The sequence below is a fragment of the Polaribacter sp. M10 genome (assembly GCF_054968445.1).
The window spans coordinates 1-12,592 of sequence record NZ_JBSSBG010000015.1; the positions used below are offsets into that span (position 1 = coordinate 1).

12 protein-coding genes and 1 tRNA gene are annotated in these 12,592 nt (G+C 29.3%); 7 read left to right on the top strand and 6 right to left on the bottom strand.

All coding sequences use genetic code 11. The features are described 5' to 3' along the window. Positions 1 to 138: 138 nt before the first annotated feature. Together porQ and cmk are read left to right on the top strand one after the other, a co-directional pair. Complete coding sequence (porQ, locus tag ACWYN7_RS12845) at positions 139 to 1,161, top strand: type IX secretion system protein PorQ (protein ID WP_462860382.1); 1,023 nt, start codon at positions 139 to 141, stop codon at positions 1,159 to 1,161. Between the two features lie 6 nt (positions 1,162 to 1,167). After that, positions 1,168 to 1,857, top strand: a complete 690-nt coding sequence (cmk, locus tag ACWYN7_RS12850) for a (d)CMP kinase (RefSeq protein ID WP_462860383.1) — start codon at positions 1,168 to 1,170, stop codon at positions 1,855 to 1,857. Between the two features lie 175 nt (positions 1,858 to 2,032). On the opposite strand, the gene ACWYN7_RS12855 is transcribed toward cmk, so the two are convergent. Both ACWYN7_RS12855 and ACWYN7_RS12860 read right to left on the bottom strand, forming a co-directional pair. Then, complete coding sequence (locus ACWYN7_RS12855) at positions 2,033 to 2,662, bottom strand: 7-carboxy-7-deazaguanine synthase QueE (protein WP_462860384.1); 630 nt, start codon at positions 2,660 to 2,662, stop codon at positions 2,033 to 2,035. A gap of 3 nt (positions 2,663 to 2,665) precedes the next feature. Continuing rightward, entirely contained in the window at positions 2,666 to 3,118 is a 453-nt protein-coding gene (locus tag ACWYN7_RS12860) for a RidA family protein (RefSeq protein WP_462860385.1), read from the bottom strand. A 215-nt stretch (positions 3,119 to 3,333) separates the two neighbouring features. Here ACWYN7_RS12860 and rpsA point away from each other — a divergent pair, with 215 nt between their 5' ends. The 4 genes from rpsA (at position 3,334) to ACWYN7_RS12880 (ending at position 9,180) form a co-directional block, all read left to right on the top strand. Next, positions 3,334 to 5,157 carry a 30S ribosomal protein S1 gene (gene rpsA, locus ACWYN7_RS12865; RefSeq protein WP_462860386.1) on the top strand — a complete coding sequence of 608 codons (1,824 nt, stop codon included), beginning with the start codon at positions 3,334 to 3,336 and terminating at the stop codon, positions 5,155 to 5,157. A 323-nt stretch (positions 5,158 to 5,480) separates the two neighbouring features. Next, complete coding sequence (gene glmM / locus ACWYN7_RS12870) at positions 5,481 to 6,872, top strand: phosphoglucosamine mutase (RefSeq protein ID WP_462860387.1); 1,392 nt, start codon at positions 5,481 to 5,483, stop codon at positions 6,870 to 6,872. A gap of 40 nt (positions 6,873 to 6,912) precedes the next feature. Then, positions 6,913 to 7,704 (top strand): hypothetical protein, encoded by a 792-nt coding sequence (locus ACWYN7_RS12875; RefSeq protein ID WP_462860388.1) that lies wholly within the window; start codon positions 6,913 to 6,915, stop codon positions 7,702 to 7,704. Positions 7,705 to 7,713: 9 nt separating this feature from the next. Then, a complete protein-coding gene (locus ACWYN7_RS12880) occupies positions 7,714 to 9,180 on the top strand; it encodes an aminotransferase class V-fold PLP-dependent enzyme (RefSeq protein ID WP_462860389.1) in 1,467 nt (488 codons plus the stop codon). Here ACWYN7_RS12880 and ACWYN7_RS12885 read toward each other — a convergent pair. Both ACWYN7_RS12885 and ACWYN7_RS12890 read right to left on the bottom strand, forming a co-directional pair. Then, entirely contained in the window at positions 9,158 to 10,078 is a 921-nt protein-coding gene (locus tag ACWYN7_RS12885) for a lysophospholipid acyltransferase family protein (RefSeq protein WP_462860390.1), read from the bottom strand. The genes ACWYN7_RS12880 and ACWYN7_RS12885 overlap by 23 nt on opposite strands. A 43-nt stretch (positions 10,079 to 10,121) precedes the next feature. Continuing rightward, entirely contained in the window at positions 10,122 to 11,039 is a 918-nt protein-coding gene (locus tag ACWYN7_RS12890) for a lysophospholipid acyltransferase family protein (protein WP_462860391.1), read from the bottom strand. An 80-nt stretch (positions 11,040 to 11,119) separates the two neighbouring features. On the opposite strand from ACWYN7_RS12890, the gene ACWYN7_RS12895 reads away from it, so the two are divergent. Beyond that, positions 11,120 to 11,776: a rhomboid family intramembrane serine protease gene (locus tag ACWYN7_RS12895; RefSeq protein WP_462860392.1), complete on the top strand. Its 657-nt coding sequence runs from the start codon at positions 11,120 to 11,122 to the stop codon at positions 11,774 to 11,776. A gap of 74 nt (positions 11,777 to 11,850) precedes the next feature. Here ACWYN7_RS12895 and ACWYN7_RS12900 read toward each other — a convergent pair. Then, positions 11,851 to 11,923 (bottom strand) — tRNA-Gly (locus ACWYN7_RS12900). 142 nt (positions 11,924 to 12,065) lie between these two features. Then, positions 12,066 to 12,440: a response regulator gene (locus ACWYN7_RS12905; RefSeq protein ID WP_462860393.1), complete on the bottom strand. Its 375-nt coding sequence runs from the start codon at positions 12,438 to 12,440 to the stop codon at positions 12,066 to 12,068. Between the last annotated feature and the right edge of the window lie 152 nt (positions 12,441 to 12,592).

The window sequence follows — 12,592 nt, forward strand, 5'->3', positions numbered from 1 at the left end:
ATCTTGCTAATACCAAGATCTTTAAACCTCATATCTTACGATATGAGGTTTTTTTATTTTTTATTATTTAGATGCTTTACTTTTTTTATGCAATTTTCTGTGGTATTTTCGTTTTTTATATGACAGGCTTAATTTTAAATGAAATATAATTTAACTTTATTTATTTTACTTTTTTATTCAATTCAAGGTATTGGGCAAGTTGGTGGGGAAAGTATTTACCAATTTCTAAACCTATCTACTGCTGCTAGACAAATTGCGCTAGGAGGTGAGGTATTAACACTTATGGATGATGTAAATCAACCGATTTGGAATCCTTCAACGATTAATCCTGAGATTGATAATAAAGTTTCTGTAAATTATTCTAGTTATTTGGCTGGTATTAATATAGGATCAGTTTCTTATGGTAAGTTAATTTCAAGAAGATTTGGCACTCTTCAAGCGAATATAAAATATATAGATTATGGAACATTGATTGGAGCAGATGAACAAGGTAATGAAACAGGTAATTTTGGTGCAAGTGATATTGCTTTTTCCATTGGTTATGCTCGAAATTTACCTTGGACCAATTTATTTTTTGGTTCTAATGTAAAGTTAATTAATTCTTCTATTAGCAATTATACTTCTTTTGGAATTGCTGCAGATTTTGGTGTCTTATATTACAGTCCTTATAAACCTTATTCATTTACCTTAGTAGCTAGAAATGTGGGTACACAAATTAAATCTTATGATGGAACAAATGAAGAACTGCCATTTAAAATAGCAGTAGGAGCTTCATATCAATTAGAATATGTTCCATTGAAATGGTATTTAACTTTAGATAATTTACAACAATGGAATGTTGCAGTTTCTAATCCATCTGAGCAAACTACAGATTTAGAAGGTAATATTACTGAAGAAGAAATAGGTTTTATTGATAATACTTTTCGTCATTTTGTTGTAGGAGCAGAATTATTTCCAGAAAATGCAATAAATTTAAGAATGGGATATAATTTTAGAAGAGCTGCAGAACTAAAATTACAAAACGTAAGAACTTTTGGAGGTATTTCTTTTGGCTTTGGAATAAAAATGAATAAAATAAAGTTTAATTATGCATATTCTAAATTCCATTCTGCAACAAATGCAAGTACTTTTAGTTTACAAATTGATTTAGATAAAAGATAAATATAAATGAATAAAAAAATTACTATTGCTATAGACGGATTTTCTTCAACAGGTAAAAGTACAATCGCCAAATTATTGGCAAAGAAATACAATTATATTTACGTTGATACTGGTGCAATGTACAGAGCAGTTACACTTTTTGCAAAGAATAATGATTTTGTGGGTTTAAATACTTTAAATAAAGAAGATTTAATTTCTAGTTTAAATAGTATTTCTCTTTCATTTAAATTTAATGAAGATTTAGGTTTTGCAGAAATGTATCTTAATAATATTAATGTAGAAAAAGAAATTAGAACTTTAGAAGTTTCTCAATTGGTAAGTAAAGTAGCCGCAATTTCAGAAGTTAGAAAAAAATTAGTAGCGGAACAGCAAGAAATGGGGAAAGAAGGTGGAGTAGTTATGGATGGAAGAGATATTGGAACAGTTGTTTTTCCTGATGCAGATTTAAAATTATTTATGACTGCTTCTGCTGATAAAAGAGCAAAAAGACGTTATAAAGAATTAATAGATAGAGGAGATGAAGTAAAATATGAAGAAATTCTTTTTAACGTACAAGAACGTGATAGAATTGATTCAACTAGAGAAGATTCTCCATTAGTAAAAGCTAATGATGCTATAGAATTTGATAATTCTGACATGACTATAGAAGAACAATTTAAAACAATTTGTGATTTAATAGATCAAAAAATAGCTTAAACTCTAAACGATTTTAAGTAGGCTTAGCCCTGATTGAAACGACATCCTTTTTATGCTGAATTAAATTTGCTATAAATTTTTATATAGAGTTATAAAATATATATATAATGAATAAGTTATAAGTTATTCAGCATAAAAAGATATAGTGTAAAGCAGGAAATAGCTACTAATAATACTAAGGAATATTCAAGTATTTATGGGTTTGTAAAGAAATTTTCCATTTTGGATTTTTCATTACATAATTTACAATTTGTTCGGTCATTTTTTCTTTTTTACTCCATTCTGGTTGTAAAAATAACTGACATTTTTCCCCAACTTTAGCAGCTTCTTGCTCTGCAAAATCAAAATCTGATTTATTATGAATTATCATTTTTAATTCATCAGCTTGAGCATAACACTCGTCTAAAGGTAATTTTGTCTTCTTTGGCGAAAGACAAAACCAATCCCATTTTCCAGAAAAAGAATACGCTCCAGAAGTTTCTATATGCGTTTTTATGTTGTTTTTTTGTAGGTTTTGGGTAATATAATCCATAGACCACATTAAAGGCTCACCACCTGTAATTACAACAGTATCAGCATGTTTTTTTACATTCTCTATTATTTTATCTGCCAATGTTGGTGGGTGTAAATCTGCATTCCAACTTTCTTTAACATCGCACCAATGGCACCCAACATCGCAACCACCAACTCTTATAAAATAAGCTGCAGTTCCTGTGTGAGAACCTTCTCCTTGTATGGTGTAAAATTCTTCCATTAACGGAAGCATAATCCCTTTATTTACTAATTCTTGTGTCTTTTTATCCATCATCTACTTTCTTGCTGCAACCACATCAATTTCAATTTTTGCACCTGCTACTAAATTGGCTGCAAATGTAGTTCTTGCAGGTAAATTATCGGTAAAAAAACTGCGATAAATTGTATTCATTTTAGAAAAATCCTTAATATCTGAAAGTATAACCGTACATTTTACAACATTTTTTAATGTTAAGTTGTGTTGCTTTAATACAGATTCTATGTTTAAAAGAGCTTGTTTTGTTTCGGCCTTAATACCACCTTCTATTAATTTTCCTGAATGGTGATTTTTACCAATTTGCCCAGTTAAAAAATATAAATTGCCAACTTGAACAGCATCAGAAAAAGGAACATTTTTCCTACTTTTTAAATGTGATTTATGATATTGTACAACAGGATTTGTTGTTTTTTTACATCCGAAATTTATCATCAGCAATAAAAATACTGTTAATTTTAATATAGATTTCATAATATTTTGATTTTCAGTACAAATATAATCACAATAAAAAAGAATTATTTTTATTGTAATTGGTTATAAATCAAGTAATTTTTGTAAATTTGCACTCCTTTTTACGATAACAGATTTAGAAAAGGAATTATTTAAAACAAAATTTAAAAACATCTCTTGAAGTTTAATTCGTTAAAAATCTGAAAAACAACAAGATACAAAATTATTTTAGACACATGTCTGAAGAAACAAAAAACACTGAAGAGCAAGTAGTTGCTGCAGAAGTACAAGAAACAGCAACTCCTGCTGTAGAAGAAAAACAAGATCCAACACAATTTTTAGCTGATTTTAACTGGCACAAATACGAGCAAGGTATTGAAGCTGTTGATGAAGAAAAATTACAAGAGTTTGAAAAAGCTTTAGAAGGTACTGTTGGTTTTGTTAATGAACGTGATGTAATTGAAGGTACTGTAATAAGAATTACAGACAGAGATGCAATTATTGATATTAACTCTAAATCTGAAGGAGTTATATCTTTAAATGAATTTCGTTATAACCAAGGGTTAGCTGAAGGAGATAAAGTAGAAGTTTTAGTTGATAAAAGAGAAGATTCTTCTGGTCAGTTAGTATTATCTCATAAAAAAGCAAGAGTAATTAAAGCTTGGGAACGAGTTAATAATGCACATGAAACAGGTGAAGTAGTTAACGGTTTTGTTAAGTGTAGAACAAGAGGTGGTATGATTGTAGATGTTTTCGGAATCGAAGCATTTTTACCAGGTTCTCAAATTGATGTTAAGCCAATTAGAGATTACGATCAGTATGTAGAAAAAACAATGGAATTCAAAGTTGTAAAAATCAACCACGAATTTAAAAACGTTGTTGTATCTCATAAAGCACTTATTGAAGCTGATATTGAATTACAGAAAAAAGAAATCATTGGTCAGTTAGAAAAAGGACAAGTATTAGAAGGTGTTGTTAAAAACATTACTTCTTATGGTGTGTTTGTAGATTTAGGTGGTGTAGATGGTTTAGTACATATTACAGATTTATCTTGGTCTAGAATTAATCATCCAAATGAGGTTGTAGAATTAGATCAAAAATTAAACGTTGTAATTTTAGACTTTGATGATAACAAATCTAGAATTCAATTAGGTTTAAAACAATTATCTGCTCATCCATGGGAAGCTTTAGATGCTGATTTAAAAATTGGTGATAAAGTAACTGGAGAAGTTGTTGTTTTAGCAGATTATGGTGCGTTTGTAGAAGTAGAACAAGGAGTAGAAGGGTTAATTCACGTTTCTGAAATGTCTTGGTCAACACATTTACGTTCTGCACAAGATTTTGTAAAAGTTGGAGATAAAGTAGAAGCTCAAATCTTAACTTTAGATAGAGAAGACCGTAAAATGTCTTTAGGTATCAAACAATTACACCCAGATCCTTGGACAGATATTACTAAAAAATATCCAATTAACTCAGTACATACAGGTACAGTAAGAAATTACACAAACTTTGGTGTATTTGTAGAGTTAGAAGAAGGTATAGACGGTTTGGTTTATATTTCTGATTTATCTTGGACTAAGAAAGTGAAGCACCCATCAGATTTTGTAACTGTAGGTCAAAAATTAGAAGTACAAGTTTTAGAATTAGATGTAGAAAACAGAAAATTAAACTTAGGTCATAAACAAACTCAAGATAACCCTTGGGATGCACACGAAGCAACATACGCAATTGGTTCTATTCATGAAGGTCTTGTAAAAGAAAAGAATGATAAAGGAGCTGTTGTAACTTTTGATGATGGTGTAGAAGGTTTTGCGCCAAGTAGATTTTTAGAAAAAGAAGATGGTACTAAATTAGCTAAAGGCGAAACTTTAAAATTTATTGTACTAGAATTCTCTAAAGAATACAGAAGAGTAGTTGTATCTCATACGTCTATCTTTAAAGAGCAAGAACGTAAGAATATTAAAGCACAAGCTAAAAAATCTTCTGATGCAGAAAAAACTACATTAGGTGATATTGGAGGTCTTGCAGCCTTAAAGAAAAAAATGGAAGAAGGTAAATAATCATTTACATTTCTAAAATATTTGAAAGCCGATACAATTTGTATCGGTTTTTTTTGTTTTATTTTCTAAACGAAATAATTTAAGATTTTTTATTTTTACCTACAGCTTACAGCTTACACCCCATTATTTTGGCGTTACCTAAAGGTCAGGCTTTTCGCACTCGCTTTTTATTCATACCTTCATAAAAGAGCTCAAACAATTGCTACAATCCCTAACGCACTATTTAAGCAGCAAATAGCAGTATCAAAATTTATCTTTTACTAATTTATTTTATCATATAATAGAATTATATTTGTTATGCATAAAAAGACAACTAAAAATTTATGACATTAATAAAATCAATATCAGGAATTAGAGGTACTATTGGTGGTAGAACTGATGATAATTTAACCCCAATTGATGCTGTAAAATTCGCTTCAGCTTATGGAGCATTCATAAAAAATAGAAACCCAAACAAAGAAAAACTTACAGTAGTTATTGGTAGAGATGCTAGAATTTCTGGTAAAATGATTTCTAGTTTAGTAGCAAATACTTTAGTAGGTTTAGGTATAAATGTAGTAGATTTAGGTTTATCTACAACACCAACTGTAGAAGTAGCTGTACCCTTAGAAAAAGCAGACGGAGGTATCATTTTAACGGCTTCTCACAACCCAAAACAATGGAACGCACTTAAGTTATTAAACGAAAAAGGAGAGTTTTTAAACGGAACAGATGGTGAAGAAATTTTAGCCTTAGCAGAAAGCGAAGATTTTGAATTCGCAGAAGTAGATGATTTAGGAACTTATTCTAAAGACAGTTCTTATTTAGAAAAACACATACAAGAAGTATTAAATTTAGACTTAGTTGATGTAGAAGCTATTAAAAAAGCCAATTTTAAAGTGGTTGTAGATGGTGTAAATTCAACTGGAGGTGTTTTTATTCCTGCTTTATTAAAAGAATTAAATGTAGAGTGTGTAGAATTGTATTGTACACCAAATGGACAGTTTCCTCATAATCCAGAACCTTTAAAAGAACACTTAACAGATATTTCTGAATTGGTTGTAAAAGAAAAAGCAGATTTCGGAATTGTGGTAGATCCAGATGTAGACAGATTAGCTTTAGTTTCTGAAGACGGATCTATGTTTGGCGAAGAATATACTTTGGTAGCTTGTGCAGATTATGTTTTAGGAAGATTGGGTGGTGGTAATACAGTTTCTAACTTATCTTCTTCTAGAGCTTTAAGAGATATTACTCAAAAACATGGAGGTACTTATACAGCTTCTGCAGTTGGCGAGGTAAATGTGGTTATAAAAATGAAAGAAACCAATACTGTAATTGGAGGAGAAGGAAATGGAGGAATTATTTATCCAGATTCTCATTATGGACGAGATTCTTTAGTGGGTGTTGCCCTGTTTTTATCGCATTTAGCACATCAAAAAGTATCTTGCAAAACGTTAAGAGATTCTTATCCAAGTTATTTTATGAGTAAAAATAAAATTCAATTAACACCAACAATCGATGTTGATCAAATTTTAGAAACAATGGCATCAACTTATAAAAACGAAGATGTAAATACCATTGATGGTGTAAAAATTGATTTTGCAGAAGAATGGATTCATTTAAGAAAATCGAACACAGAACCAATTATCAGAATTTATACTGAAGCAAAATCGCAAGAAGCTGCAGATGCTTTAGCAGAAAGATTTATAAAAGAAATTAAAGAAATAATAGCATAATATTTTGAAAACAAAATCAATTTTTTTCTTGTTGTTAACAGTGTCATTGTCATTTATAGCACAAGAAAAAGAAAAAACAAAAGTAGGTAATAAAGGAAAATTCTATATTTATTGGGGATGGAACAGAGCAGATTACTCAAATTCAGATATTAATTTTAAAGGGAGTAATTACGATTTTACTTTGCAAGATGTTGCTGCAAATGACAGAATATCAAGTTTTACTTTAGATTATTTTCATCCAACAAAAATAACATTACCGCAAACAAATTTTAGATTGGGGTATTTTTTAAACGATCATTACACTATTTCTATTGGAGTAGATCATATGAAATACGTAGTAGAAAGTTATCAAACTGTAAAAATAAATGGAGAAATTAATGCCAATACGCCTTATGATGGAGTTTATGATAACGATGATATTAGGCTAACTCACGATTTTTTACAATTCGAACATACTGATGGTTTAAATTATGTAAATTTTGAAATCAAAAGATTTGATGAAATTGGGCATTTAATTGGCATGAATGATGAAAATTTGCAATTAAATATAACCGAAGGTTTTGGAGCAGGTTTTTTATATCCACGAACAAACACCACTTTATTAAACAAAGAAAGGTATGACAATTTTCATGTTTCTGGTTGGGGAGTTTCTGTTGGTGCTGGTTTAAACCTTACCTTTTTTAAGCACTTCTTTTTGCAATCTGATTTAAATTATGGCTATATAAATATGCCAAATATTAGAACTACAGAAAACCCAGAAGATTCTGCAGAACAGAGTTTTACCTTTTTAGAAAAAACAATTGTTTTTGGAGCAAGATTTAAATTATTTTAAAAATTAAGAATGAGTTTAGAGCAGTATTTTTCGCAATTTAGAAATCAAATTATTGGTGTAGATGCAACCTTTACATCTCCTTATGGAGAACAAAATTTAGTGTATTGCGATTGGACTGCAAGCGGAAGATTATACAGACCTATAGAAGACAAAATTAGCAGTCAAATTGGCCCTTTTGTGGCAAATACACATACTGAAACTTCTACCTCTGGTGCTGCAATGACTTTGGCTTATCACGAAGCTAGAAATATTATAAAACGTCATGTAAATGCAAATAGTAATGATGTTTTAATTACAACAGGTTCTGGGATGACAGGTGTTGTAAATAAATTCCAAAGAATTTTAGGGATTAAAGTTGCCGAAAATTTAAAAAATCATACTTCAATTCCAGAGGATTTAAGACCAATTGTTTTTGTGTCTCATATGGAGCATCATTCAAACCAAACGTCATGGTTAGAAACCATTGCAGATGTAGAAGTTGTGCCTTGTAATAATGAAGGTTTGGTTTGTTTAGCAACTTTTGAAAAGTGCATAAAAAAACATCAACATAGAAAAATTAAAATAGCATCAATTACTTCTTGTTCTAATGTTACAGGTATTAAAACACCTTATCATGATGTTGCAAAATTAATCCATAGTTATAATGGTTTGTGTTTTGTAGATTTTGCCTGTTGTGCACCTTATGTAGATATAAATATGCATCCAGAGAATGAAGATGAAATGTTAGACGCCATTTTCTTTTCTCCTCATAAATTTTTAGGAGGTCCAGGTAGTTCTGGAGTTTTAATTTTTAATAAAAAATTATATAAAAATACTGTGCCAGATAACCCAGGAGGTGGTACTGTGAGTTACACAAATCCTTGGGGCCAACACGATTATTTCGATGACGTAGAAACTAGAGAAGATGGTGGTACACCAGGTTTTTTGCAAACTATTAAAATTGCACTTTCTATTCAGTTAAAAGAAAAAATGGGCACTGTTAATATTAAGAAAAGAGAAGAAGAACTTAATAAAGTAGTTTTTGAAACTTTAGAGAATTTAAAGGATGTTAAAATACTAGCACCAAACCATAAAGATAGATTGAGTATTTTTTCTTTCTATTTCGAAAAATATCATTTTAACTTAGTGGTAAAATTATTGAATGATAAATTCGGAATTCAGACTCGTGGAGGATGTTCTTGCGCAGGAACATATGGACATTTTTTATTAAATGTAGATCAAGAAACATCAAACAGAATTAAGGACGAAATTTTACACGGTTGCAATACAGATAAACCAGGTTGGATTCGTTTGTCTTTGCATCCTACAATTACAAATGCAGAGCTAAATTATGTTTGTAAATCTTTAGAAGAATTATCAGAAAATATCGAAAACTGGTCTAAAGATTATACTTACGATCCTATTAAAAATGATTATGTACATAATACTTTTACACCAATAGAAAAAGAGTTAGTTAGCTCTTGGTTTGCTGTTTAGTTTCCTGCAACTTTTGCCATTCGTTAAAACGATCTTTATGTTTAAATCTTTTATGAGACCATAAATAACATTCGGGTTGAGCCTTTATATTTTTCTCTGTAACTCGTAAATATTTATCGGTTATTTCGTAATCTTTGTATAATTTAGGATTGTCTGTAATCAATTCGAATTCAGTTTCGTAATAACCTCTTTTTATCTTTTTAGATTTATAATTAATTACAACCAAATCGTACTTTTTAGCCAACATTTCTGCACCTGTATGTACTGGCACTTTTACACCGAAAAACTCTGCCCAATAAAAGGTTTTTTCTACGTGTGGAGATTGATCGCTTAATAAAATGTAAGCCCCTTGAATTTTATTATCGAAGTTGCTTTTTATTAACTTCATAAAATTAGCAGTTGTATCACCAGAAACTCCAAATTTTTGACGACTTTCTTTTAGTGCTTTTTCAAAAGTTTCATTTCTTAATTTATTATAAGCCCCAAAAACATTAATGTCTAAAACCAAAGGTATGCTTATAGACCATTCCCAATTGGCTAAATGTGCGCTAACTAAAGCAATACTTTTGCCCTCTTTAGCATATTTATTTACCAATTCTGGATTTTTATACGTGTAACGTTTTAATATTTGTTTTTCTGATATAGAAAATGCCTTTATGCTCTCTACAAGAATATCGGTAAAATGTCTGTAGAATTTTTTGGCAGTATTTTGCCTTTCTTTTTCTGATTTTTCTGGTATTGCATACTCTATATTTTTTAAAATTACATCTTTTCTATATCCGATGATATAATACAAAATCACATAGAAAAAATCTGAAATTACATATAAAATACGCATTGGCAATCTAGAAATTAACCAGATTATAGGATAAGTTAAATAGAAAACTATATAATTCATAAAATTAAATTAAAGCACAAATATCGTATATAAAATTAAAAGGCTAAATTGATTTTAATTTATTTGCTTTTAAGGCTAGCCATTCTTTATAACGATAGCGATGTTTAAATCTTTTGTGAGACCATAAATAACATTCTGGTTGTTGATAAACCAATTGTTCTGTAAGATGAATGTATTTGTCTGTAATTTCGAAATTTTCCATCTCTTTCGGATTTTCAGAAATTAACGTAAACTCAGTTTCGTAAAAACCTCTTTTTAATTTTTTTGTAGCGCAGTTTATTACAACTAAATTAAACTTTTTAGCCAAACTTTCTGCACCCACATGAAAAGGAACTTTAATACCAAAAAAACTTTGCCAATAAAGGGTGTGTTCTAATTGCGGAGATTGATCACTAATTAAAAGATAAATACCCTGAATATTCTTTTTAAAATCTGAAAAAATTGCTTGAACTGTTTTAGCTGATGGGTAGCAAGTAAAACCAAAACGTTCTCTAGATTTTTTTACAACTTTATCAAAATAAGAGTTGCCTAAACTGGTGTAAGCACCATTTACGTTACAGCTTAAAATTAATGGCAAATTTACAGACCATTCCCAATTGGCTTGGTGAGCACTAACAAATGCAATGCTTCTGTCTTTGTTTAAAAAAGTTTTTACCAATTCTGGGTTTTTATACTGATATCGTTTTAAGATTTCTTTTTCTGGTATTGAGATTGCTTTAATCGTTTCCATAAAAAGGTCTGTAAAATGCGTAAAGAATTTTTTAGCAATCACATTTTTTTCATCCGAAGATTTTTCTGGAAATACCAAATTTAAATTCTCTAAAACTACTTTTTTTCGGTACTTAATTATATAATAAATTATTAAGAAAAGCACATCAGAAATAGCATATAAAAAACGCATGGGTAGTTTAGACAGAACCCAAATAAATGGATAAACTATAACAAAAATTAAGAATTGCATTTATTTATTTTAGTTTACAAATATCAGTATTAATATTAAAAGAATATAGTAAAACAAATCAGAATTGTTATTTTTGTGATATGCTACAAAACTTTAATCCAGTATTATTAACTCTTATTGTTGCCAACATTATTTTTTCTAAAAAAGGCTTTGACGATTATGCTTTTTTAGATAAATATAAGTTTCAAGTGGGTAGGGTAAAAGGTGATGAAAAAATTAGAATGTTAACATCTGGTTTTTTACATGTAGATTGGATGCACCTTATTTTAAATATGTATGTTTTATATATGTTTGGTGGTTTTGTGACTCAAATAGTAGGAAATACTTATTTTTTAATCATCTATTTTGGAAGTCTTTTAGCAGGTAGTTTGTATGCTTTACAATATCATAAAGACGAACCTTATTATAGTGCAGTTGGCGCATCTGGTGCAGTTTCTGGTATTGTATATACTTCTATTTTGTTAAATCCAGATATGAGTTTGTATTTAATGTTTATACCAGTACCAATACCAGGTTATATTTTTGGAGTAGGGTATTTGTTGTATTCCATCTATGGTATGAAAAAACAAATTGGTAATGTTGGGCATGCTGCACATTTAGGTGGTGCAATTGGCGGATTTGTGTTAACACTTTTAATAAGACCAATTTTATTTTCTACAAATACAATTTTTATAGTTTTATTAGCAATACCTATTGTGTTACTCTTATTTTTTGGTGATAAACTTAAGAAATTATAAAGATTTTTGAATTGAAAACATCAATATTTCTGATAATATAAAAAAACCTTACTAGAAATAGTAAGGTTTTTTTGAGCGAAAGACCAGGTTCGAACTGGCGACATTCAGCTTGGAAGGCTGACGCTCTACCAACTGAGCTACTTTCGCATGGTAAAGGACTGCAAATATAAAATCATTTTTGATATTTGCAATGATTTTTAATCAAAAAATAATAATAAAATCATGACTGTTTTAATAATAATCCTAAGCATTTTAAGATAATTAGTTTACTTGTTTAATTACAAGTAAATTAACTGTACAGAAGTAAAGATTTAGAGGTTTTTACTAACTCGTCAAAATCGGTAGCTTTATCAAAAAAAGCATATGCACCGTATTTTAAACAGATTCTTTTTAAATGAATGTTGGTAGAAAAGACAAGTACATTCTTTTCAACTTTTTTTTCATTAAGCATTTTTAATATTTCTAAACCACTACCATCTGGTAAACTTAAATCAAGAATAATTAACTGGAATATATGAGTATTTAATAAATTAATAGCTTCTTTAATTTTGTCGGTTAAATTTTTCTTGATCGTGTAATTTTCTATAGAAATAGCTTTAGAAATACCTTCTGCTATAATAGCATTGTCTTCTACAATTAGCACTTTTTTTTCTGGTGTTGTCAATAATTATAATTTTTAAAATATTTAACTTTAAATATGGTAAGTATTCTTTGAAAAAATAAGAATATTACTTATTAAAAGATTTATGTTTCTGGTGTACCTTTGGTGTATAAAATAAGTTAAATTTTATAAGCTTATTCATAGTCCCCCAATAA